We start from the raw sequence: 22,179 nt of genomic DNA on the forward strand, positions 1-22,179 counted from the left end.
GGCTGCCCAGGCTGAGGCGAGGACTGTCACCGTCAGCATCACCGAAGGGCAGGACGCGCTCATGGCGAACAGATCGCATGCGACAGCGGACGAGCGACCGGAACCGGTCCCGAGCGGGCGGCACACGCACGCCGCCCACCCCGTGGGTTCCGCGCATCCCGCGGGTCTCGCCGACACCGCCTGGCAGACCCCCGGCTACACCGTCGTCGAGACCGCACTGGAAGTCACCGCGTACTCTCACGCCACCCGACGCTGACAGCGCCACCGACATGCTGATCAAGGTCCTGGGTACCGCGGCCGGCGGCGGCGTACCGCAGTGGAACTGTGCCTGCCGGGGCTGCTCCGGTGCGCGCGCCCACCCCGAGCGCCGCCGCCGGCACGCCTCGCTCGCCGTCGAGGCGGCCGAGGGGTGCTGGTACGTGGTCAACGCGACCCCCGACATCGCGGACCAGATCGAGCGGTGCCCCGAGCTCCGCCCCGCCCCGGGCGCCGACCCGCGTCGCACGCCGCTCGCCGGAGTGCTCCTGACCGACGCCGAACTCGACCACACCCTCGGCCTGGCCCGCCTGCGCGAGGCCGACCGCCTTGAGGTGCTCGCGACCGACGCCGTACGGGACGCGGTGCGCGACCGGCAGCACGCGGGCGAACTCCTCGCTCCCTACCTCGATATGACATGGCGTCGGCTCCCCGTGCTGCCGGGCGGACCCGACGAGCCGCTCGGTGCGGGTTCCCCCGTCCACGTCGGCGCCGTACCGGTCTCCGCCAAGCGGCCCCGCTACGCCGCCGGAGCCCCGGCCCCCGCGTCCGACGAGGCCGCCTGGGTGTCGGCCCTGCGCCTCACCGACCGGTCCACCGGCCGGACCCTCGTCTACGCCCCCGCACTCGGCGCCTGGCCGGACGCCTTCCAGGACGCCGTCGCCGAGGCCGACTGCGTGATCGTCGACGGCACCTTCTGGGACGACGACGAGCCGCACCGGTCCGGCTGCTCGGACCGCACCGCCACGGCCATGGGTCATCTCCCGGTCGACGGGACGGGCGGTACGGCACAGCGGCTCGCCGCCCTCCCGGGCCGCCGTCTCTACACCCACCTGAACAACACGAACCCACTCGTCGACCCCGGGGCGCCCCAGCACAAGAAGCTGACCCGGCTCGGCATCGAAGTGGCCGCCGACGGAATGGAGATCGTGCTGTGACCCCGGTCGAAGTCGCATCCGAAGCCGAATCCGAACTCGCCGGCGAAGTCGCGGTCGCAGCAGGACCCGAAGCGGGAGCGGACGCGGCGGAACCGTGGGGCAGGGCCGAGTTCGAGGAGCGGCTGCGTGCGGTCGCCGAGCAGCGCTACCACGACCGCCACCCCTTCAACGTGCGGATGCACGACGGTGAGTTGAGTCGCGAGGAAGTACGGCGCTGGATCGCCAACCGCTTCCACTACCAGCGGCACATCCCCGTCAAGGACGCGCTGATCACGGCCAAGCTCGACTCCTCCGAGCTGCGCCGCATGTGGGTGCGCCGGATCGAGGAGCACGACGGACGCGCGGGCGACGACGGACGCGCGGGCGACGAAGGAGGCATCGAGCGCTGGCTGCGGCTCGGCGAGGCCGCCGGAATCGGCCGGGCCGCCCTCCTCTCCGGTCGGCAGGTGCTGCCCGGGGTGCGGTTCGCGGTCGAGGCGTACGTGAACTTCTGCCGGCTGCGACCGGTGCTCGACGCCGTCGCCGCCTCGCTCACCGAACTGTCCGCACCGGACCTCATGAGGCGCCGCACGGAGGCCTTCGAACGGCACTACCCCTGGGTCGAGGCCGAGGGGCTCGCCTACTTCCGCGAACGCGTCCACCAGGGCCGGCGGGACAGCGGCGAAGCGCTGGGCCTGGTGCTGAGCTGGGCGCGCAGCCGTGGCGAACAGGAGCGGGCCGTCGCCGCGCTCGCCTTCAAGTGCGATGTCCTGTGGTCGCTGCTCGACGCCGTCGAGCACGCACCGGCCGCACGCCCCGTGACCGGGCCGGACCGATGATCTGGCGACCCGTGCTCGCCCCGGCGGTCGTGCTGCGCCCCGACCGGGTGCGCGGCACCGACCTGCTGGTCATGCCGGAGCGGGTGGTCGTCCTGCACGGCAGGGCCGGGGACGTCCTCGCCCTTTGCGACGGCCGGCGCGAGGTGCCCGCGATCGTCGCCGCCCTGGCCGCCCGCTTCCCCGGGGCCCCCGTGGCCGAGGACACCCCCGCGTTCCTGGAGCGGCTGCGTACCGAGGGCTGGCTGCGGTGACGGCCGGCGAGCGCGTGCCGCCCCCCTGGGCCCTGCTCGCCGAGCTGACCCACCTGTGCCCGCTGCGCTGCCCGTACTGCTCCAACCCGCTCGAGCTGACCAGCCGTTCGCGCGAGCTCGGCACCGCCCAGTGGCAGGACGTCATGCGGCAGGCCGGCGAGCTCGGCGTCGTACAGACCCATCTGTCCGGCGGAGAGCCGCTGTTGCGCACCGATCTGGCGGAGATCGTCGAAGCCGCGGAGTCGGCGGGCGTTCACACCCAGCTCGTCACCAGCGGGGTCGGCCTGGACGCCGACCGGCTGGACGGCCTGGTGGCGGCCGGGCTGCGCAGCGTGCAGCTGTCGGTGCAGCACGCCGATGCGCGGGCCTCGGACCGGATCGCCGGGCGCCGCTCGTACGAGGCGAAGGAGCGGGCCGCCGCGCGGGTCCGGGAGGCGGGCCTGCCGCTCGGCGTCAACGTCGTCCTGCACCGGGACAACCTCGACGCCCTCGACGCCCTGGTGGAGCTGGGGCTCGCCTGGGGCGCCGACCGCATCGAGCTGGCCAACGCGCAGTACTACGGCTGGGGCCTGCGCAACCGTGCCGCGCTCCTGCCGAGTTCCGCCCAGGTGACCCGGGCGGCGGAGCGGGTACGGCGCTGGCGCGCGCGGCTGGACGGGCGTACCGAACTGGTGTGGGTGCTGCCCGACCACTTCGAGGGCGTCGCGAAGCCCTGCATGGGCGGCTGGGGAGCGGTCTCGCTGACCGTCGCCCCCGACGGCACCGTGCTGCCCTGTCCGGCGGCGGCGATGCTGCCCGGCCTGGACGCGCCCAGCGTCCTTGACCGGCCGCTCGCCTGGATCTGGGAGCACTCCGAGGCGTTCGAGCGGTATCGCGGCACCGGCTGGATGCGCGATCCCTGCCGTACGTGTGCGCGTCGCGAGGAGGACTTCGGCGGCTGCCGCTGTCAGGCGTACGCGTTCACGGGTGACGCGGCCCGCACCGACCCGGCCTGCCGGCTGTCACCCGATCACGGTCTCGTGCGCGCGGCGACCGGCTCCGCCGTGGGCGGCGAAGACCGGCCCGCCTACGCCTACCGCAAAAGGACCAGGGCCTGACCTCTGTGCGAAGGTCAGGCCCTGGTCTCCGAGCGCGCGGCGCGGGACCGTAAACCGCACTGCGCGACGTGATGACCGCCCGACGGTGCGAGGCTGGCGCGACAGGACGTTCGCGCCGCCGGGCGGAGTCTGTGGTGTCCTCCCGCAGGGGGAGGGGCGTTGGGACCGCGGCGGTGCCGACGGGCTTCCGGCGGCCCTCTTCCTTCAGGTCAAGAAGGGGAGCCGGAGGTCCTTACCACCGCACTGGCTCGGCGCCGCCGCGGTCCTCACGCTGTCCGGTTCACCGACCACCCCTCATCCGGGCCGGTGATCCGGACCGCGTACGGAGCTGACCTCCCGTCAAGCACCGTACGCAGTCTGGTTGTCGGGGAGATCAGTCCTCGCGCAGCGCGCGGACGGCCTCCTCGACGCGCCGGCCGTACTCGGGGTCGGCGGCGGCGAAGTGGGCGATGTTCTTCTCGATGAGGTCCTCGCGGGAGACCTGCGACAGGCCGCCGGCGATGTTGGCGATCAGGCGGGCCTTCTCGTCCTCGGACATCAGGCGGTAGAGCTCGCCGGCCTGGAAGAAGTCGTCGTCCTTGGTGTGCTCAGGGGCCGCGTGGGTGCCGGTCCAGCCGTGGATGGCGAGCGGCGCGGAGAGCGGGACGTCGGTCTGGCGCGGACCGGAGTACGAGTTGGGCTCGTAGTTCTTGTCGTGGCGCGAGCCGTTGCGGGTGGCCATGAAGCCGTCGCGGCCGTAGTTGTCGGCCGAGGTCGCCTTCGGGGCGTTGACCGGCAGCTGGGTGTGGTTGACGCCGAGGCGGTAGCGGTGGGCGTCCGCGTAGGCGAAGAGCCGGCCCTGCAGCATCTTGTCCGGCGAGGGGCCGATGCCCGGAACGAAGTTGTTCGGGGAGAAGGCGGCCTGCTCGACCTCGGCGAAGACGTTGTCCGGGTTGCGGTCGAGGACCAGACGGCCCACGCGCTGGAGCGGGTAGTCGCTGTGCGGCCACACCTTGGTGAGGTCGAACGGGTTGAAGCGGTAGTCCGCGGCCTCGGCGGCCGGCATCACCTGGACGTAGAGGGTCCAGGACGGGTTCACGCCGCGCTCGATGGACTGCAGCAGGTCGGTCTGGTGCGAGTTGGCGTCCTTGCCGACGAGCTCGGCGGCCTGCTCGGCGGAGAGGGAGCGGATGCCCTGGTTCGTCTTGAAGTGGTACTTGACGAAGAAGGCCTCGCCCGCCTCGTTGGTCCACTGGTAGGTGTGCGAGCCGTAGCCGTTCATGTGCCGGTAGGAGGCCGGGATGCCACGGTCGCCCATGAGCCAGGTCACCTGGTGGGTCGCCTCGGGGGCGTGCGCCCAGAAGTCCCAGACGTTGTCCGGCTCCTGCTTGCCCGTGAAGGGGTCGCGCTTCTGGGAGTGGATGAAGTCGGGGAACTTGATCGGGTCCTTGATGAAGAACACCGGGGTGTTGTTGCCGACGAGGTCGTAGTTGCCCTCTTCGGTGTAGAACTTCAGCGCGAAGCCGCGCGGGTCGCGGACCGCGTCCGCGCCGCCGAGCGAGTCGGCCACGGTGGAGAAGCGCAGGAAGGTCTCGGTCTTCTTGCCGACCTGGGAGAGGAAGTCCGCCTTGGTGTAGGCCGTGACGTCGTCGGTCACCTCGAAGTAGCCGTACGCGCCGGAGCCGCGGGCGTGGACCACGCGCTCCGGGATGCGCTCACGGTTGAAGCGCGCGAGCTTCTCCAGCAGGTGCTGGTCCTGGAGCAGGACGGGGCCACCGACGCCGGCGGTGGCGGAGTTCTGGTTGTCGGCGACAGGGGCGCCGGACTCGGTCGTAAGCACGCGCTTCGACATGGTGACCTTCCGTACGGGATCTGCACTGCTGAGGGGGAGTGCTCTGGAGCGTAGGTACGCCCCTCAAGCGACGTCAACAGTTTGTTGAAATGAAGTGTGGTGTTCCGGACGGCGGCGGCGCCTGGGCGCGACAGGACAGTTGTCAGCGCCGCCGCCGTCCGGAAATCTGGGTCAGACCTGCTGGCCGGAGAGGCGCTCGACGGCGCGGAGCAGGGCCGAGTGGTCCAGGCCGCCGTCACCCTGCGCGCGCAGGGAGGCGACCAGCTGGGCGACCACGGCGCCGACCGGGAGGGCCGCGCCGACGTTGCGGGCGGCGTCGGTGACGATGCCCATGTCCTTGTGGTGCAGGTCGATCCGGAAGCCGGGCTTGAAGTCCCGGTTCAGGAAGTTGTCCTTCTTGCGGGTCAGCACCGTGGAGCCGGCCAGGCCGCCGTTGAGGACGTCGAGCGCGGCCTGCAGGTTCACGCCGGACTTCTCCAGGAAGACCACGGCCTCGGCGCACGCCTGGATGTTGACGGCGACGATCAGCTGGTTGGCGGCCTTGACCGTCTGGCCGGAGCCGTGCGGGCCGCACAGGACGATGGTCTTGCCGAGGGCCTCGAGGATCGGCAGGGCCGCGTCGAAGTCGGCCTGCTCGCCACCCACCATGATCGACAGGACGGCCTCGATGGCGCCGGCCTCGCCGCCGGAGACCGGGGCGTCGATGACGCGCAGGCCCTTCTCGGCGGCGTTCTTGGCCAGGTCGACCGAGGTCTGCGGGGTGATCGACGACATGTCGATGATCAGCGCGCCCGGCTTGGCGTTCTCCAGGATGCCCTCGGGGCCGTAGGAGATGGCCTCGACGTGCGGGGAGGCCGGCACCATCGTGATGACCACGTCGGCGTCCTTGACGGCCTCGGCGATCGAGCCCGCGGCGGTGCCGCCCGCCGCGGCGAGGCGCTCCAGCTTGTCCTGCTCGAGGGTGAAGCCGGTGACGGAGTAGCCGGCCTTGATCAGGTTCTCGGACATGGGGGAGCCCATGATGCCGAGACCGATCCACGCGATCTTGGGGAGATTGCTCATGGTGAGGGTGCCTCTCAAAAACAGGGTGTTACGGGGAGGAGGTCAGCGGGCCGGGCGGGCCTCGGCCGGGAGCCACGAGAAGGACGCGGCGGCGTCGGCGGCCTTGTACTCCAGGCCGACCCAGCCGTCGTAACCGGCCTTCTTCAGCTCGTCGAGGAGCTGCTCCAGCGGGAGCTCGCCGGTGCCCGGGGCGCCACGGCCCGGCATGTCGGCGATCTGGACGTGCCCGGTCTTGTCCGCGTACTGCGCGATGACCTGGCTGACGTCCTCGCCGTTCATGGCCAGGTGGTAGATGTCGAGCAGGAACTTGGCGTTCCCGAGGCCCGTCGCCGCGTTGACCTTGTCGACGACCTCGATCGCGGAGGGGGCGCTCACCAGCGGGTAGAGCGGCGACTCCGGCTTGTTGAGGGTCTCGATCAGCAGGATCGCGCCGACCCGGTCGGCCGCGCGGGCGGCGAGCACCAGGTTCTCCAGGGCGAGCTCGTCCTGGACGGCCGGGTCCACGCCGTCGACCCGGTTGCCGTAGAGCGCGTTGAGCGCCTTGCAGCCGACCGAGGCGGCGAAGTCCGCGGCGATGTCGATGTTGGCCCGGAAGCGGTCCGACTCCTCGCCGGGCACCGACACCGCACCGCGGTCCGGGCCGGGCAGCTGTCCGGCGTAGAAGTTCAGGCCCACCAGCTGGGTGCCGGCGTCCTCAAGGGCTTTCCTGAGGGCGTCGAGCTCGCTCTGCTCGGGGGTGGCGGTGTCGATCCAGGGCCACCACAGCTCGACCGCGGTGAAGCCCGCCGCGGCGGCGGCCGCGGGGCGCTCCAGGAGCGGGAGTTCCGTGAAGAGGATCGACAGGTTCACATCGAAGCGCTGGTCCGTGTATCCCATGAGGGGCGGCGCTCCTTCCGTATTGCGGAAGTAAGTTTCTGTCTGACGGAATGTTGCAAGCGGAATGCCTCGCTTGTCAAGAGGACCCCGCAGGTCCAGGGCTCCCGCGCGCCGCGAGCGGCCCGTAGCGTGGGGGCATGGTGCGTTTGAGAGTGGAGTTCACGACCGAGCCGTTCGACCTCGACGAGGCGCCGGCGCACGCGGTCGTGGCTCGTGAGGTCATCCAGTCGGCCGAGCTGGACGCGGTCGACGTGGGACCCTTCGGCAATACGGCGGAAGGCGGCGCCGACGCGGTGCTCACCGCGGTGGACGCGCTGCTGCGCAGGTCTCTCGCGGCCGGGGCCACCCGGGTGTCGCTTCAGGTGAACGTCCTCGACGAGGCGGGGGAGGGTGGGAAGTGACCGAGCACCCCTTGGTGACGGCGGTGAAGCCCCTGGTCGACGCCATGGGCGCGGAGCTCCTGGTGCCGGAGCAGGCCGAGCCGGACGATGTCGTGCTCGCCTGGGAGGGCGAGGACGTGCTGGCCGTACGACTGCCGCAGCTCTCCGACTCCCTGGATCACATCCTCGCGGCGATGGAGCGGCGGCACGGGATGCCGTTGGCCGAACTCGACCGCAAGACGAAGCAGGAAGTCGTCCGGATCCTGGAGGCACGGGGTGCCTTTTCGGTCCGACACGGAGTCGAGACGGTGGCGGGCGCGCTGGGCGTCAGTCGCTTCACCGTGTACAACTATCTGAACAGGGAGACCGCCCTGAGCAGGGAAAAGGCCCCCAAGGGCGGTTAGTTGATCATGTGTGGCCACGGGCCGTCGTCCAGATGTCGGGACGGCGGCTTTTGCGTGGCCGAGTTTTCAACAAAGTGTTGACGTGGTGTTGCGGAGGGCGTTAGCTATCCGCAGCCCGTCCGACGCACAGCGAAAAACAGCCACGGAGGCTTCCCGTGACTTCAGGTACGACTCCGGGTCTCGCCCGGTTCAACACCTCGGCGGACGGCGACGCCGTCGCCGCGCTCCACGAGGTGTGCTCCAGTTCGGCGTGGGCGAGCAAGATCCTCGCCCAGCGCCCGTTTGCCACCGCCGAAGCCCTCTTCCTCGCCAGTGACGCCGCCATGGCGGAACTGACCCCCGAGGACCTGGCAGAGGCGATGGCGGGCCACCCGCCGATCGGTCGTCCGAAGGCAGGGGACCCGACCTCGTCCCGCGAGCAGAGCGGGATGGCCGGCGCCTCCGCGGAGCTCAGGGCCGAGATGCTCGAACTCAACCTGGCCTACCAGGACACGTTCGGTCATGTCTTCCTCATCTGCGCCACCGGCAAGACCGGCGAGCAGATGCGCGACGCGATCCGTGAGCGGATCGGGAACTCGCCCGAGCAGGAGCGGGAGATCGTCCGCACCGAACTGGGCAAGATCAACCGCATCCGTCTGAACCGTCTCGTCGAGACCGCCTGAGGAAGAGAACTGATGAGCACCGACACCACCGCCTCGGTGTCCACCCACATCCTGGACACCAGCATCGGCCGCCCGGCCGAGGGCGTGGCCATCACGCTCACCGCCCGCGCCGGCTTTGACGCCGAGTGGACCGCCCTCGGCGGCTCCGCCACCGACGCGGACGGGCGCTGCAAGGACCTCCCGGCCCTGCCGGAGGGCACGACCCACGTACGTCTCGACTTCGAGACCGAGGCGTACTTCCTGAGCAAGCAGAACAAGCAAGCCGAGGCGCAGCAGGACGCCCCCGCGAATCGGGACAGCGGTACGACCGGTGTGTTCTTCCCGGAGGTGGCGATCACGTTCGCCGTCGTCCCGGGCGAGCACTACCACGTGCCGCTGCTGCTCAACCCGTTCGGCTACTCCGTTTACCGAGGGAGCTAGCAGACATGCCCACGATTCTCGGCCAGAACCAGTACGGCAAAGCAGAGAACCGCGTCGTCAAGATCACGCGGGATGGTGCCACCCACCACATCAAGGACCTCAACGTCTCCGTCGCCCTGTCCGGCGACCTCGACGACGTCCACCTCACCGGCTCCAACGCCAACTGCCTCCCCACCGACACGACGAAGAACACCGTCTTCGCGTTCGCCAAGGAGTACGGCATCGAGTCCGCCGAGCAGTTCGGCATCCACCTGGCCCGTCACTTCGTGACCAGCCAGGAGCCGATCAAGCGGGCCCGCATCCGGATCGAGGAGTACTCCTGGGAGCGGATCGCCAGCTCCGACGCGAACTCCAAGTTCATCGGCTCGGACGAGGTCAACCACTCCTTCGTCCGCAAGGGCCAGGAGACCCGCGTCTCGCAGATCACCTACGACGGCGAGAAGTGGGAGGTCATCTCCGGCCTCAAGGACCTCGTCGTCATGAACTCCACCAACTCGGAGTTCTGGGGCTACATCAAGGACCAGTACACGACCCTCCAGGAGGCGTACGACCGCATCCTGGCCACGCAGGTGTCGGGTCGCTGGCGGTTCAACTGGACCGACGACGACCAGCGGATGCCCAACTGGGAGCGGTCCTACGAGCAGACCAAGAAGCACATGCTCGAGGCCTTCTCGGAGACGTACTCGTACTCGCTGCAGCAGACGCTGTACCAGATGGCCACGCGGATCATCAACCACCGCTCGGAGATTGACGAGGTCCGCTTCTCGCTCCCGAACAAGCACCACTTCCTGGTCGACCTCGAGCCCTTCGGCCTGAAGAACGACAACGAGGTGTACTACGCCGCCGACCGCATGTACGGCCTCATCGAGGCCACGGTCCTGCGGGACGGCGCCACGGCGCAGATCCCGGTCGACATGACCAACCTCTAAGCGGCACTGAGTGGTCGCCCCCGCCCGCCCCGCAGTCGGGCGGGGGCCCACCATTCCGGAGGGAACCCCCATGGCACAGCCCGCAAAGGGGCCGGCAACCGCCGAAGGCCCGTGTTCCACCCCGCCGTCCACCTCCTTCGAGGTGCACCCGGTGGACGAAAAGCTCCCCGCCTCGCGGCTCGTTCCCGCGGCACTCCAGCACATCGCCGCCATGTACGCGGGCGTCGTCACCCCTCCGCTCATCATCGGCCAGGCGGTCGGCCTGGACGCCGCCGGAATGACCCGGCTCATCGCCGCCAGCCTCCTGATCGCCGGCTGCGCCACCATCCTGCAGACCCTCGGCCTCGGCCGCTTCGCAGGCAACCGGCTGCCGTTCGTCAACGCCGCCTCCTCCGCCGGCATCGCCCCGATGCTCGCCATCGCCGAGACCAGTGCCCCCGGACACCAACTCCCCGCCATCTACGGCGCGGTGATGGTCGCCGGAGTGTTCTGCCTCGCCGTCGGCCCCTTCTTCGGCCGGCTGCTCCGCTTCTTCCCACCCCTGGTCACCGGCGTCGTGATCACCCTCATCGGGGTCACCCTGATGCCCGTACCGGTGAGCTGGGCCCAGGGCGGCGACAAGAACGCCGCCGACTTCGGCGCCATGGGACACCTGGCGCTCGCCGGCTTCACCCTCGTCGTCATCCTGCTCTTCCAGCGCTTCGGCAAGGGCTTCGTCCGGCAGATCGCGCTGCTGCTCGGTCTGTTCATCGGCACGCTCGCCGCGATCCCCTTCGGCATGGCGGACTTCACCGCCCTGCGCGAGGCGCCGGTCGCCGCGCTGCCCGCGCCCTTCGCTTTCGGCTCCCCTGAGTTCCAGCCCGCCGCGATCCTCTCCCTGTGCATCGTGATGCTGGTCCTCATGACCGAGTCCAGCGCCGGCATGCTCGCCCTCGGCGAGATCTGCGAGCGGCGCAGCGACGGGAGGACCATCACCCGCGGCCTGCGCACCGACGGCATCGCCACCGTGCTCGGCCCGGTCTTCGGCGGCTTCCCCACCTCGGCCTTCGCCCAGAACGTCGGCGTCGTCTCGCTGACCCGGGTGCGCAGCCGGTACGTGGTCGCCGTCGCCGGCGGCGCCCTGCTCGTCCTCGGTGCCTTCCCCGTCCTGGGCGCGGTCGTCTCGCTCGTGCCGATGCCGGTACTCGGCGGAGCCGGCATCGTCCTCTTCGGCTCCATCGCCGTCAGCGGCATCCGCACCCTGTCGGAAGCCGGTCTTGACGACAGCTCCAACATCGTCCTCGTGGCGGTCGCGCTCGGCGCGGGCATCACCCCGCTGGCCGCGCCCGCCTTCTACGCCGGATTCCCCGCCTGGGCGCAGACCGTGCTCGGCTCCGGCATCAGCGCGGGCGCGCTCGTGGCCGTCCTGCTGAACCTGTTCTTCCATCATCTCGGCACCCGGAGCCGTCACACGGCTCCGGCACTCAAATCCTCCTAGGGTCCTGCCGTGCCCACCAATCCCTCCTGGAATGAAGGAAGCACCGCCATGGCAGCACCTTCGGCAGCCCAGCGCATCGTCATCGAGAACGCGGCGATCGCGACCGTCGACGCGCACGACACCGAGTACGCCACCGGCTACCTCGTCGTCGCCGACAACAAGATCGAGTCCATCGGCGCCGGCAAGGCTCCCGAGGGCCTGGAGAACGTGGTCCGGCGGATCGACGCCACCGGCCATCTCATCACGCCCGGTCTGATCAACACCCACCACCACTTCTACCAGTGGATCACCCGGGGTCTGGCGACCGACCACAACCTCTTCAACTGGCTGGTCGCGCTCTACCCGACGTGGGCGCGGATCGACGAGTCGATGGTGCGCACCGCCGCCCAGGGCTCGCTGGCGATGATGGCCCGCGGCGGTGTCACCACCGCGATGGACCACCACTACGTCTACCCGCAGGGCTCCGGCGACCTGTCCGGCGCCATCATCGGCGCCGCCGCCGACATGGGCGTCCGCTTCACCCTCGCCCGCGGCTCCATGGACCGCAGCGAGAAGGACGGCGGCCTGCCGCCGGACTTCGCCGTCGAGACCACCGAGGGCGCGCTCGCCGCGACCGAGGAGACCGTCAAGAAGTTCCACGACGCCTCCTTCGACGCCATGACCCAGGTCGCCGTCGCCCCCTGCTCGCCGTTCTCCATCTCCACCGAGCTGCTCCGCGAGGGCGCTGCGCTCGGCCGCCGCCTCGGTGTGCGCATGCACACCCACGGCTCGGAGACCGTGGAGGAGGAGAAGTTCTGTCACGAGCTGTTCGGCATGGGCCCGACGGACTACTTCGAGTCCACCGGCTTCCTCGGCGAGGACGTGTGGATGGCGCACTGCGTCCACATGAACGACTCCGACATCGAGGCCTTCGCCCGTACGAAGACGGGTGTCGCCCACTGCCCGTCCTCGAACGCGCGCCTCGCCGCCGGCATCGCCCGCGTACCCGACATGCTCAAGGCGGGCGTGCCGGTCGGCCTCGGCGTCGACGGCACCGCCTCCAACGAGTCGGGCGAGCTCCACACGGAGCTGCGCAACGCGCTGCTGATCAACCGCCTCGGCGCCCACCGCGAGGCCGCGCTCAACGCCCGCCAGGCCCTGCGCCTCGGCACCTACGGCGGTGCGCAGGTCCTCGGCCGCGCCGACAACATCGGCTCCCTGGAGCCGGGCAAGCTCGCCGACTTCGTCCTGTGGAAGATCGACGGTCTCGGCCACTCGTCGATCGCCGACCCGGTCACCGCCATCGTCTTCGGCGCGGCGGCCCCGGTCACCGCGTCCTTCGTCAACGGCAAGCAGATCGTCGAGAACAACCGACTGCTGACCGCGGACGAGGACCAGATCGCGCGCGACGCGCGCACGGAGGCCCAGCGCCTGGCCCGTGTCACGGCCCAGGCCTGATCCCTCCCCAAGGAGTCCGACCGAGGGGGACGGCCCTCGGTCGGTCGCCGCGGACCCGAGCGGGGTCCGCGGCAGCCGGACCGGGGGGTGCCCGTACTCGCATGTCGTACGGCACCCCCCGGCACGGTGAACCCGTGTCCGCAGCCCCCACCGGTCACCCGTCAGTGCGCCGCACCCCCTCCGCCGGCGCACCGCGCCACCCCCTGCCCCCACTCCCGCAACGAGCCGCACCTCCTGCACCCGCATCGCATCGCACCACCTCCCTGAACCCCGCGTCACCGCCGACGTGTAACCGACCGGAGGAACCGCCGTGGCTGCCACGCCCCAGGTTCGCAATGCACAAGACGCAGGAACGTCCCCCGAGAACCGGACCAAGCATCCGGTCGACGAGGTCCTGCCCCCACTGAAGATGCTCACCAGCGGCCTGCAACACGTGGCCGCCATGTACGCGGGGGTCGTCGCCCCGCCCTTGATCGTCGGAGCGGCCGTGGGCCTCTCCGGCACCGAACTCACCTTCCTCACCGGAGCCAGCCTCTTCACCGCCGGCCTCGCCACCTTCCTGCAGACCCTCGGTGTCTGGAAGATCGGCGCCCGGCTGCCGTTCGTCAACGGCGTCACCTTCGCCGGCGTCGCCCCGATGATCGCGATCGTGGACACCACGAGGGACAAGGCCGACGCGCTGCCCGTCATCTTCGGCGCGATCATCGTCGCCGGACTGCTCGGCTTCATAGCCGCCCCCTGGTTCTCGAGACTCGTGCGGTTCTTCCCGCCGGTCGTCACCGGATCCGTCATCACGCTCATCGGCGTCTCGCTCCTGCCGGTCGCCTTCGGCTGGGCCCAGGGGCCCAACCCGGCGGCCGACGACTACGGTTCGACCACCTATCTCTCGCTCGCCGGCATCACCCTCGTCATCGTCCTGCTGCTGCGCCGCTTCACCCGCGGCTTCCTCAAGCAGGTCGCCGTCCTGGTCGGCCTCGTCGTCGGAACGCTCATCGCCATCCCCTTCGGCGTCACCGACTTCTCGCCGGTGACCGAGGCGGACGTGGTCGGCTTCCCGACCCCCTTCCACTTCGGCGCCCCGCAGTTCGCCCTCGCCGCGATCGTCTCCATGTGTGTGGTCATGCTCGTCTCCATGACCGAGTCGACCGCCGACATGCTGGCGCTCGGCGAGATCGTCGAGCGGCCGGCCGACGAGAAGACCATCGCGGCCGGACTGCGCGCCGACACCCTCGGCTCCGCGCTCAGCCCGCTCTTCAACGGCTTCATGTGCAGCGCGTTCGCCCAGAACATCGGGCTCGTCGCCATGACCCGGATCCGCAGCCGCTTCGTGGTCGCCTGCGGCGGCGGCTTCCTGGTCCTCATGGGCCTGTCGCCGGTGGCCGCCTCGCTGATCTCGGTCGTGCCCCGGCCGGTGCTCGGCGGCGCGGGCGTCGTCCTCTTCGGCTCGGTCGCGGCCAGCGGCATCCAGACCCTGGTCAAGGCCGGTCTGGAGAAGGACAACAACGTGCTGATCGTCGCCGTCTCGCTGGCCGTCGGCATCATCCCGATCACCAAGCCGGACTTCTACCACGCCTTCCCGGAGACCGCGCAGATCATCCTGGACTCGGGCATCTCCACCGGCTGTGTCGCGGCGGTGCTGCTCAACGTGGTCTTCAATCACCTCGGCCGGGGCCGGGACGACGACGAGGTGACCGCACCGATGGAGCCGGGCGAGGAGATCTCCGGATCCCACACGGCGAAGGCGGCGCACGTCCACTGAGCCGCCCGCTCCCGCCCCCGCCCGTCCCGGGCCCCGCGCACGCCGCGGGGCCCGGGACGGTGGTGCTGATCAACCCCAACACCTCGGCCGCGACGACCCGCATGATGACGACGGTCGCCCGCCGCGCCCTCGCCGGCTCCGGAATCCGCGTCCGCGGTGTGACCGTCACAACGGGCCCGGTCATGCTCACCGACCCGGCGTCGCTGCGCGCCGCGGCTCCGCAGGTGGTCGCCGCCGCGCACGAGGCCCTGACGGCGGGCGACTGCGCGGCCCTGCTCGTCGCCGCGTTCGGCGACCCGGGCGTGACGGAACTGCGCTCGGCCGCGCTCGGCGTCCCCGTGCTCGGCATCGGCGAGGCCGCCCTCGCCGAAGCGGCCTCGGGCGACCGCCGCTTCGGCATCGCCACGACCACCCCACGGCTCGCCGCCGCGATCGCGGCCCACGTGGAACGCCTGGGCCTCACCTCCCGGTACACGGGCGCCCGCTTCACCCCCGGCGCCCCTGAACACCTCGCCGCCCACCCGGAGAAGCAGCTGGCCGCCCTGGAAGCGGCGGTCCACGCCTGCGCCGTACGGGACGGAGCCGAGGCGGTCGTCATCGGCGGCGGCCCGCTCGGCGAGACCGCCGAAGTCCTCCGCGCCCGCGGCCTCACCCTCCCCGTGATCGCCCCGATCCCGACCGCCTGCCGCAGGATCGCGGGCCTGCTCGGCACGGGCCCGCCTGACCCGGCCCCGCGCGTCACGGGCCTGCCCGGCGCGCCCCCGTGACGCCCCGTTCCCCTCACCGCTCCATCTCCATCCGCCGCCTGCACTCCTGCGCCAGCCAGGGATAGGCCGCCCCGATCGCCTCGTACAGCCGCCGCCGCAGCAGCCGTTCGGCCTCGGCGCGGCCCGTGTCGCCGTACAGGCCGTCGAGGAGGGTCTCGTAGCGGGAGAGGGCCTGGCGGAGGTAGCCGACCTGCCAGCGGATCATCGCGCCCGCGGTGGCGCCGCCCGGGCTTCGGGCGCCCAGCAGGTGTCGGTGGCGCACCGCGCGGCGCTCCAGTTCGGCGGCGGGCAGCCGGGGCACCTCGATGGGCTCGGCCCGGATCGCGGCGAGGACGGCCCGGCGCCGCCGCTCGGCGCCCGCGCCGGCGGCGGCCGAACCCCGCCCGGCGGCTGACGCGGAGCCCAGGAACTCCGGTGTCCGTTCCACCGCCTCGACGCGGGCGAGGAGATAGAGCCGCACCGGGGCGAGCGACCAGCGTCTCGGGTCGCGCCCCTGCACATCGGCCTGCCCCAGCAGCGCGCCGATCATCGCGTCGCTCCAGCCGCGCCCGCGCAGCCCGGCCACGGTCACATACGTCGTACGGTCCGTCACGAATCCCCCTGCTTTCGACTACGGAGAGTGATGTATCCAGTGAAGCGCACCCCACTGACAACGCCCCTCCCGACGGCCTCTTGTCGAGCCGCCGGGCCCTGTGCCATACAGGTCTGGACCTTTCCGCGGATCGCCCGGCCGGACGGAGACAACCCGTGCAACGCCCGCTCGCCGCAACCCTCTCGACGCTCTCGGCCCTCGCCGCGCTCGCCCTCACGGCCTGCTCCGGCACCGCCGAGGCCGCCAAGGACACCCGCGTCCCCGCGGCCCCCACCGGAGTCACCGCCGCCGCGGGCAGCGCGAGCACCGTTCACGTCATGTGGAGCGCCGCCACCGACGACCGGGCCGTCACCGGCTACGCGGTCTACCGCCAGGGCCGCAAGGTGAAGGACCTCCCCGCCGGCACCCTGATGACCGACATCACCGGCCTCGCCCCCGCCACCCCCCACACCTTCACCGTCCGCGCCCACGACGCCGCCGGAAACCTCTCACCGGACAGCGCCGCCGTCACCGCCACCACCCTCGCCGCCACCGCCGAGGACCGCACACCCCCCACCCGCCCCGACGCCCTGCGGGTGACCGCCGCCGGCCGCGACGCGGCCATCCTCACCTGGCGTCCCGCCCGCGACGACACCCGCGTCACCGCCTACGACGTCTACCAGGGCGACTCCCGCATCCACACCGTCCCCGGCACCGCCACCACCGCCCGCCTCGCCGGCCTGCGCCCCGGCACCGCCTACTCCTTCACGGTCCGCGCCCGCGACGCCGCCGAGAACTCCTCCCCGGACAGCGACCCCGCCGACCTCACCACCACCCCCGCCCCCGGCGCCCCGCCCAACACCGCCCCCACCGCCCTCACCGCCCGAGCCGCGCACGGGGCCATCACCCTGACCTGGACGCCGCCCCGCACCTCCACCCCCGTCAAGGAGTACGAGCTCCACCTGAACGGCCGCTTCGCCACCACCATCGTCTGGGGCGCCCAGCCCCCGCCCGGCCCCGTGTCCTACACCCTCACCGTCCCCACCACCCCCGGCGTCCGCTACACCGCCACTCTCCGCGCCAGGCTCCCCGACGGCACCTGGGGCGACTTCTCCGCCCCGCGGACGGTGGTGACGCGCTGACGCACGCCGCTGACCGGAGCGTCCCGCCCCTCCCGGAACTACGCTGGGAAGCGTGGCCGAGATCGTTCTCACCAACACCGGACTCGCCGCGTTCCTGGAGGCGAGTCCCGAGTTCCGGGGGCCCGGTTCGCTCCGGGCCGCCGATGCCGTACTGAGTCTGCTCGCGCTGCGCGGGGCGGACCGGGGCACGGGGGTTCCGGAGCCGACGCCCGGGCTCGTGCGGCGGCTGCTCGTGGAGGACCTGCCCGCGTTCGTGTGCGCGGCGCCCGAGGAGCTGGCCGCGTATCCGGCGGTGCTGCGGGCGCTCGCCGGGCGGTTCGACGGGGAGCGGCGGGCGCGTGTCGAGGGGGTGATCGGGGAGGCCGTGGGCGACTTCGAGCGGGCCATGGGCGACCCGGGGAACCTCACCTGGCCGCGCTGGTACGCCCAGCTCCTGCGGGCCGACGGCACCGATCCCGACGACCCCGCGGCCGTACGGGCCTGGCTGGCCGGGCTCGGCGGGCCGCCCGTGCCCGACGGGGTGCGGCGCGCCGATCTCATGGGGCGGACCGCACTGGCCGACGTCCTGCTCGCCGAGGCGCTCACCCGGGCCTACGTGCGCGACGCCGAGGAACCGCCGCCCGCCGGGCCGGTCCTGACCGACCACGACGTGGCCCAGGGCATCAGGACGGTCGCCGCCGCCCTGCTCGACCGGTGGACCGCGGCGGGGCTCGCCGAGGGGCTCGCGGGGGAGTACGCGCATCTCGCGCCCGGACCGGACGACTTCCCCCATCTCGGCCTCGCCGACGCCCTGCTCGACGAACACCTCGACTATTACGGGGACCCCGCCGAACCCCTTCCCCCGCCCGAGGAGGACCCGGACCCGGGCGACCCGGTGGACGCGGCCGACCTGGAGAAGGAGGCCGACGCACTCGCCGCCGCCGTCGACTCCCTCGCCGACGAGGGGCCGTACGGCGGCGAGGCCGCCCACCTTCTCTACACCCTCTACCAGCGCGGCTGCTCCGCCGAGTCCGTCGCCCGCCGCGCCGCCGAGTTCGAGGACTGGCCGGTCGACCCGGCCCTGGAGGACGCCCCGGTACGCCTGCCACCGCCGACCTCGCCCGCGTACTCCACCCCGACCGCGGACGAGCTGGCCCGGCTGCTCGGCGCGTCCGGGATCGGCGACGCCGACCGGGCCCGGCTCGACAAGCCCGCGCACGAGCTGGCCGCGGTCGTCGACCGGCTCGCCGCGACCGGCCTCGTCTTCCGCCGCGGCGACGCCTACGGCCTCACCCCGCGCGGCAGCGCCGTCGTCCGCTATCTGCTCGCGGTGCGCCGGGTGGCCGTGCCCGACGCCGCCGAGGCGGCCGCCTGGGACGCGCCGGCGCTCGTGGCCGCAGCCACCGGCTGGCCCCCGGCCGTCGCCGGCCGGGTCCTCGCCGCCTGGTTGCGTGCCCGCGGCGACGCCGCGGACGCCTGGAAGGAACTGCTCGGCGCCCTCGGCACCGTCAACGCGGGCACGTCCGAGGCCGCCGCGACCCGCGCTCTGCTCGGCGTCCTCGACCTGTCCACCGCCCCCGCCCATGCCCTGCGCCATGCCCTCGCCGACCCGGTGGCCGGCGCCCGCGCGGAGGCGGTGCTGCGGGCCAGGGGCGAGCAGGTGGACCAGACCCTGGTGCCGGTCGGCGCCAGGGCCCTGCACGTCCTGGACGGACTGCCCGGCAAGCGGGGGCCGCTGGAGTCCCGCCGCGGCGCGTTCGACGCGGCGGCCGCGGGCTGGCCCGGCGGATCTGCGGCACTCGTCGCCGCGATGGCGGCGGCCGACCCGCACGAGACCGCCAGGGTCCTCGGCCCCCTCGGCATCAACCTGCCCTGAGAGGGACCTGACCCGAAACGGCCCTGATGCAGAAGGGGATCAGCCCGCCGAGAGGTACATCCCGGACGCTCCCGCCCCCGCCGTGTTCTTGCAGCTGAAGTCACCGGTCGTACGGGCGTACATCAGCTCCAGGCACCGGCCGAGGGCCAACTGCCCGTAGTAGTTCGGGTGCATGGACTCCTGCACCAGGCCCTGGGTCTCGTTGTTGTCGATCCAGCGCGCCCACTCGCTGGTGGTGGCGGAGGCCGGGGCCGTGGAGCTCACCAGCTTGCTCGACTTCGCGCACACCTCGCGGCCCTGCAGCATGTCCCGCAGGTCCATGAACTGCGCGCCCTTGGCCGTCGCGACGCCCTTCAGCCGGTTCGCGAGCTGCGGCACCAGGGAGTCCCTGGCCCAGTCGGAGTCCCGGTTCCAGAACGGGCAGCCGCCGGTGTTGTAGCGGCTCCAGTCGCTCTGCGGGTAGCGGTTCTCCGCGCCGCGCGGGATCGGCGACGGGTAGGACTGCAGCACGATCCGGTACGAGGAGTCCGCGTACCCGGCGGCCCGCATCACCGCGCGGATCTCGTCCACGGACTTGCCGACCTTGGCGACCACGCCCTCGATCTTCTGGTCCACGGCGTACTGCTGGTCGTCGTAGCAGTAGGAGCCCCACAGCACGAAGTCGTAGGCGCACTCCTCGATGATGTCCGCGAAGCCGAGGTCGTTGCCTCCGATCGACAGCGCGATCAGCTTCACGTCCCGGGTGGCCGCCACGGCCGCGAGCTGGTCGGCCTGCGGGGCCTCGCCCTTGTAGGGCACGCCGCCGTTCGCCGCGCGGAAGACGTTGTCCGTGGTGGCTCCGGAGCAGGCGAGGTTGACCAGCTCGGTGGCGATCGGTCCGGCGCTCTTCACCTCCGCCGAGTCCGAGCGGTGGCAGCCGCCTGCCGTGGTGCCGTACACCCGGCCGGGGTCGTAACCACTGCCGGTCCAGGACCGGTCGGTGCCGGTGCGGTTGCCGCTGTTCGTGAGGCTGTTGCCCTGCCAGCGGCCGGCCTCGCCGGAGATGTAGCTGTCGCCCATGGAGACGACGGCGGTGGGACCGGTGCCCGGCGCGGCGGTGGCCGGGGCGGAGGCGAGGGAGAGGAGGCCGGCGGCGAGACACAGGGGGAGCAGTCCACGCAGCGCGCGGTGGGGGGTCGAAGGCATGACGGTGCTCCTGCGGTGTGCGGTACGCGAGGTACGCATCGACGTGGGGACAGCCGCCGGCCGGTGGCATGCGGAATCTGGCACGCACCGACTTGTTACCGCTAGGTAGCTGCGTATTTCGGTTGAGTTACGTGACTTGTGAAACGCCATGGATCGAAAAGCCGTGCAAACGGGGCGGACCCGGAACGCAAAGGGGGAAACGCGAAGGGCTCCGCCCCCGGTACGGGTACCGGGGGCGGAGCCCTTCGTATGCGGCCGAGTGGCCGGGCGGCTGCTGTGCGGTCAGCCGACCAGCTGGTCGTACGCGGGGAGGGTCAGGAAGTCCGCGTAGTCGGCGTCGAGCGACACGTGAAGGAGCAGGTCGTGGGCCTGCTGCCACTTCCCGGCCGCGAAGGCCTCGTCGCCGATCTCCGCGCGGATCGCGGCCAGCTCCTCGGCGGCCACCTCGCGGGCGAGTTCGGGGGTGGCGCGCTTTCCGTTCTCGAACTCGACGCCCGCGTTGATCCACTGCCAGATCTGCGAGCGCGAGATCTCCGCGGTGGCGGCGTCCTCCATCAGGTTGAAGATGGCGACGGCGCCCAGGCCCCGCAGCCACGCCTCGATGTAACGGATGCCGACCTGGACGGCGTTGCGCAGACCGTCGTAGGTCGGGTGGGCGTGGAGGGACGCGATGTCGATCAGCTCCGGGCCCTCGACGTGCACGTCCTCGCGCAGCCGGTCCTTCTGGTTCGGCTTCTCGCCGAGCACGGCGTCGAAGGAGGCCATGGCGATCGGGACCAGGTCGGGGTGGGCGACCCAGGAGCCGTCGAAGCCGTCGCCGGCCTCGCGGTCCTTGTCGGCCTTGACCTTCTCGAAGGCGACCTTGTTGACCTCGGCGTCCTTGCGGGACGGGATGAAGGCCGCCATGCCGCCGATCGCGTGCGCGCCGCGCTTGTGGCAGGTGCGGACGAGGAGTTCGGTGTAGGCGCGCATGAACGGGGCCGTCATCGTCACCGCGTTGCGGTCCGGCAGGACGAACTTGGCGCCGCCGTCACGGAAGTTCTTGACGATGGAGAAGAGATAGTCCCAGCGGCCCGCGTTCAACCCGGCGGCGTGGTCGCGGAGTTCGTAGAGGATCTCCTCCATCTCGTACGCGGCCGTGATGGTCTCGATGAGGACGGTGGCCCGGACGGTGCCCTGCGGGATGCCGACGTAGTCCTGGGCGAAGACGAAGACGTCGTTCCAGAGGCGGGCCTCCAGGTGCGACTCGGTCTTCGGGAGGTAGAAGTACGGGCCCTTGCCGAGGTCGATCAGGCGCTGGGCGTTGTGGAAGAAGTAGAGACCGAAGTCGACGAGCGCGCCGGGCACGGGGCGGCCCTCGATGGTCAGGTGACGCTCCTCCAGGTGCCAGCCGCGCGGCCGCATGACGACGGTGGCGAGCTCCGCGGCCGGCTTCAGCGCGTAGGACTTCCCCGACCTCGGGTCGGTGAAGTCGATGTTCCGCGTGTACGCGTCGATCAGGTTGACCTGGCCGAGGACCACGTTCTCCCAGGTGGGAGCCGAGGCGTCCTCGAAGTCGGCGAGCCAGACCTTCGCGCCGGAGTTCAGCGCGTTGATCGTCATCTTCCGGTCGGTCGGGCCGGTGATCTCCACGCGCCGGTCGTTCAGGGCCGCCGGGGCGGGCGCGACCTTCCAGGAGTCGTCGGCGCGGATCGCCGCGGTCTCCGGGAGGAAGCCGAGGCTCGACGTACGGGCGATCTCGGCGCGTCGCTCGGTGCGGCGGGCGAGCAGCTCGTCGCGGCGCGGGGTGAAGCGCCGGTGCAGTTCGGCCACGAAGGCGAGGGCCGCGTCGGTGAGCACCTCCTCCTGGCGCGGCAGGGGCTCGGCTTCGACGACGACCAGGGAGGACGGCGCTGGTGCGGACATGAACTGTCACTTCCTTCAGCGGGCTTCACGGGCGGTGCCAGACGGCCGCCGGACGTCGTCGTGCGGCACGGAGTGCCACGGGCGCCGGGATGCGGCCGCAAGCGCCTTCACAGGGATCAGGCGCTTCTGAACAGTGGATACTAGTTTCCTCATGGTGG

21 protein-coding genes and 1 pseudogene are annotated in these 22,179 nt (G+C 71.7%); 16 read left to right on the forward strand and 6 right to left on the reverse strand.

Features of this window, described 5'->3' with window-relative positions; all coding sequences use genetic code 11:
* Positions 1-172: 172 nt before the first annotated feature.
* From pqqA to pqqE, 5 genes and pseudogenes are all read left to right on the forward strand, one after another.
* A pseudogene (pqqA, locus tag ACIGEZ_RS17175) lies at positions 173-256 on the forward strand (pyrroloquinoline quinone precursor peptide PqqA); the annotation flags it as partial.
* A 13-nt stretch (positions 257-269) separates the two neighbouring features.
* Complete coding sequence (pqqB, locus tag ACIGEZ_RS17180) at positions 270-1,193, forward strand: pyrroloquinoline quinone biosynthesis protein PqqB (protein WP_399831719.1); 924 nt, start codon at positions 270-272, stop codon at positions 1,191-1,193.
* Positions 1,194-1,315: 122 nt separating this feature from the next.
* Positions 1,316-2,011 carry a pyrroloquinoline-quinone synthase PqqC gene (gene pqqC, locus ACIGEZ_RS17185; RefSeq protein WP_399832137.1) on the forward strand — a complete coding sequence of 232 codons (696 nt, stop codon included), beginning with the start codon at positions 1,316-1,318 and terminating at the stop codon, positions 2,009-2,011.
* A complete protein-coding gene (gene pqqD, locus ACIGEZ_RS17190; protein WP_399831721.1) occupies positions 2,008-2,262 on the forward strand; it encodes a pyrroloquinoline quinone biosynthesis peptide chaperone PqqD in 255 nt (84 codons plus the stop codon). Before pqqC ends, pqqD begins: the two co-directional genes overlap by 4 nt.
* On the forward strand, positions 2,259-3,359 hold the full coding sequence (gene pqqE, locus ACIGEZ_RS17195; RefSeq protein WP_399831723.1) for a pyrroloquinoline quinone biosynthesis protein PqqE: 1,101 nt from the start codon (positions 2,259-2,261) through the stop codon (positions 3,357-3,359). Before pqqD ends, pqqE begins: the two co-directional genes overlap by 4 nt.
* A 373-nt stretch (positions 3,360-3,732) precedes the next feature.
* Here the strand turns inward: pqqE and ACIGEZ_RS17200 are convergent, their stop codons facing one another.
* The 3 genes from ACIGEZ_RS17200 to ACIGEZ_RS17210 form a co-directional block, all read right to left on the reverse strand.
* Positions 3,733-5,190 (reverse strand): catalase, encoded by a 1,458-nt coding sequence (locus ACIGEZ_RS17200; RefSeq protein WP_399831725.1) that lies wholly within the window; start codon positions 5,188-5,190, stop codon positions 3,733-3,735.
* A 171-nt stretch (positions 5,191-5,361) separates the two neighbouring features.
* Positions 5,362-6,252, reverse strand: a complete 891-nt coding sequence (locus ACIGEZ_RS17205; protein ID WP_399831727.1) for a 2-hydroxy-3-oxopropionate reductase — start codon at positions 6,250-6,252, stop codon at positions 5,362-5,364.
* A gap of 42 nt (positions 6,253-6,294) precedes the next feature.
* The gene (locus ACIGEZ_RS17210; RefSeq protein WP_399831729.1) at positions 6,295-7,128 is read right to left on the reverse strand and encodes a TIM barrel protein; all 834 of its coding nucleotides are present in this window, start codon (positions 7,126-7,128) and stop codon (positions 6,295-6,297) included.
* Positions 7,129-7,268: 140 nt separating this feature from the next.
* Between ACIGEZ_RS17210 and ACIGEZ_RS17215 the strand changes: the two genes are divergently transcribed.
* The 9 genes from ACIGEZ_RS17215 to ACIGEZ_RS17255 all read left to right on the forward strand — a co-directional run bounded on the left by ACIGEZ_RS17215 (position 7,269) and on the right by ACIGEZ_RS17255 (position 15,363).
* Entirely contained in the window at positions 7,269-7,529 is a 261-nt protein-coding gene (locus ACIGEZ_RS17215) for a hypothetical protein (protein WP_399832139.1), read from the forward strand.
* Between the two features lie 44 nt (positions 7,530-7,573).
* Entirely contained in the window at positions 7,574-7,912 is a 339-nt protein-coding gene (locus ACIGEZ_RS17220; protein WP_399832141.1) for a helix-turn-helix domain-containing protein, read from the forward strand.
* Between the two features lie 155 nt (positions 7,913-8,067).
* Positions 8,068-8,574, forward strand: a complete 507-nt coding sequence (gene uraD / locus ACIGEZ_RS17225) for a 2-oxo-4-hydroxy-4-carboxy-5-ureidoimidazoline decarboxylase (RefSeq protein ID WP_399831731.1) — start codon at positions 8,068-8,070, stop codon at positions 8,572-8,574.
* 12 nt (positions 8,575-8,586) lie between these two features.
* Positions 8,587-8,994: a hydroxyisourate hydrolase gene (gene uraH / locus ACIGEZ_RS17230; RefSeq protein WP_399831734.1), complete on the forward strand. Its 408-nt coding sequence runs from the start codon at positions 8,587-8,589 to the stop codon at positions 8,992-8,994.
* A 5-nt stretch (positions 8,995-8,999) separates the two neighbouring features.
* Positions 9,000-9,923, forward strand: coding sequence for a factor-independent urate hydroxylase (gene pucL, locus ACIGEZ_RS17235; protein ID WP_399831736.1), 924 nt, complete (start codon positions 9,000-9,002; stop codon positions 9,921-9,923).
* A 70-nt stretch (positions 9,924-9,993) separates the two neighbouring features.
* Complete coding sequence (locus tag ACIGEZ_RS17240; RefSeq protein ID WP_399831738.1) at positions 9,994-11,400, forward strand: nucleobase:cation symporter-2 family protein; 1,407 nt, start codon at positions 9,994-9,996, stop codon at positions 11,398-11,400.
* 48 nt (positions 11,401-11,448) lie between these two features.
* On the forward strand, positions 11,449-12,837 hold the full coding sequence (locus ACIGEZ_RS17245) for an 8-oxoguanine deaminase (protein ID WP_399831740.1): 1,389 nt from the start codon (positions 11,449-11,451) through the stop codon (positions 12,835-12,837).
* Between the two features lie 409 nt (positions 12,838-13,246).
* On the forward strand, positions 13,247-14,596 hold the full coding sequence (locus ACIGEZ_RS17250; protein WP_399832143.1) for a nucleobase:cation symporter-2 family protein: 1,350 nt from the start codon (positions 13,247-13,249) through the stop codon (positions 14,594-14,596).
* 59 nt (positions 14,597-14,655) lie between these two features.
* Positions 14,656-15,363 carry an aspartate/glutamate racemase family protein gene (locus ACIGEZ_RS17255; RefSeq protein ID WP_399831742.1) on the forward strand — a complete coding sequence of 236 codons (708 nt, stop codon included), beginning with the start codon at positions 14,656-14,658 and terminating at the stop codon, positions 15,361-15,363.
* Between the two features lie 13 nt (positions 15,364-15,376).
* On the opposite strand, the gene ACIGEZ_RS17260 is transcribed toward ACIGEZ_RS17255, so the two are convergent.
* Positions 15,377-15,955 carry a hypothetical protein gene (locus ACIGEZ_RS17260; RefSeq protein WP_399831744.1) on the reverse strand — a complete coding sequence of 193 codons (579 nt, stop codon included), beginning with the start codon at positions 15,953-15,955 and terminating at the stop codon, positions 15,377-15,379.
* A gap of 155 nt (positions 15,956-16,110) precedes the next feature.
* Here ACIGEZ_RS17260 and ACIGEZ_RS17265 point away from each other — a divergent pair, with 155 nt between their 5' ends.
* Positions 16,111-17,076: a fibronectin type III domain-containing protein gene (locus tag ACIGEZ_RS17265; RefSeq protein ID WP_399831746.1), complete on the forward strand. Its 966-nt coding sequence runs from the start codon at positions 16,111-16,113 to the stop codon at positions 17,074-17,076.
* Between the two features lie 52 nt (positions 17,077-17,128).
* Positions 17,129-18,931, forward strand: coding sequence for a hypothetical protein (locus ACIGEZ_RS17270; RefSeq protein WP_399831748.1), 1,803 nt, complete (start codon positions 17,129-17,131; stop codon positions 18,929-18,931).
* Between the two features lie 39 nt (positions 18,932-18,970).
* On the opposite strand, the gene ACIGEZ_RS17275 is transcribed toward ACIGEZ_RS17270, so the two are convergent.
* Together ACIGEZ_RS17275 and aceB are read right to left on the reverse strand one after the other, a co-directional pair.
* Positions 18,971-20,116, reverse strand: a complete 1,146-nt coding sequence (locus tag ACIGEZ_RS17275; protein ID WP_399831750.1) for a GDSL-type esterase/lipase family protein — start codon at positions 20,114-20,116, stop codon at positions 18,971-18,973.
* 282 nt (positions 20,117-20,398) lie between these two features.
* On the reverse strand, positions 20,399-22,021 hold the full coding sequence (gene aceB / locus ACIGEZ_RS17280) for a malate synthase A (RefSeq protein ID WP_399831752.1): 1,623 nt from the start codon (positions 22,019-22,021) through the stop codon (positions 20,399-20,401).
* Between the last annotated feature and the right edge of the window lie 158 nt (positions 22,022-22,179).

The sequence above is a fragment of the Streptomyces sp. NPDC085481 genome (assembly GCF_044541845.1).
In the GTDB taxonomy this organism is placed as follows: domain Bacteria; phylum Actinomycetota; class Actinomycetes; order Streptomycetales; family Streptomycetaceae; genus Streptomyces.

Coding starts and splice junctions, on each gene's coding strand:
- ACIGEZ_RS17250 (WP_399832143.1), top strand. CDS start 13,247: ATGCTCACCAGCGGCCTGCAACACGTGGCCGCCATGTACGCGGGGGTC.
- uraH (WP_399831734.1), top strand. CDS start 8,587: ATGAGCACCGACACCACCGCCTCGGTGTCCACCCACATCCTGGACACC.
- ACIGEZ_RS17245 (WP_399831740.1), top strand. CDS start 11,449: ATGGCAGCACCTTCGGCAGCCCAGCGCATCGTCATCGAGAACGCGGCG.
- ACIGEZ_RS17220 (WP_399832141.1), top strand. CDS start 7,574: ATGGGCGCGGAGCTCCTGGTGCCGGAGCAGGCCGAGCCGGACGATGTC.
- ACIGEZ_RS17275 (WP_399831750.1), bottom strand. CDS start 20,116: ATGCCTTCGACCCCCCACCGCGCGCTGCGTGGACTGCTCCCCCTGTGT.
- ACIGEZ_RS17210 (WP_399831729.1), bottom strand. CDS start 7,128: ATGGGATACACGGACCAGCGCTTCGATGTGAACCTGTCGATCCTCTTC.
- ACIGEZ_RS17240 (WP_399831738.1), top strand. CDS start 9,994: ATGGCACAGCCCGCAAAGGGGCCGGCAACCGCCGAAGGCCCGTGTTCC.
- pqqB (WP_399831719.1), top strand. CDS start 270: ATGCTGATCAAGGTCCTGGGTACCGCGGCCGGCGGCGGCGTACCGCAG.
- ACIGEZ_RS17200 (WP_399831725.1), bottom strand. CDS start 5,190: ATGTCGAAGCGCGTGCTTACGACCGAGTCCGGCGCCCCTGTCGCCGAC.
- pucL (WP_399831736.1), top strand. CDS start 9,000: ATGCCCACGATTCTCGGCCAGAACCAGTACGGCAAAGCAGAGAACCGC.
- aceB (WP_399831752.1), bottom strand. CDS start 22,021: ATGTCCGCACCAGCGCCGTCCTCCCTGGTCGTCGTCGAAGCCGAGCCC.
- pqqD (WP_399831721.1), top strand. CDS start 2,008: ATGATCTGGCGACCCGTGCTCGCCCCGGCGGTCGTGCTGCGCCCCGAC.
- ACIGEZ_RS17205 (WP_399831727.1), bottom strand. CDS start 6,252: ATGAGCAATCTCCCCAAGATCGCGTGGATCGGTCTCGGCATCATGGGC.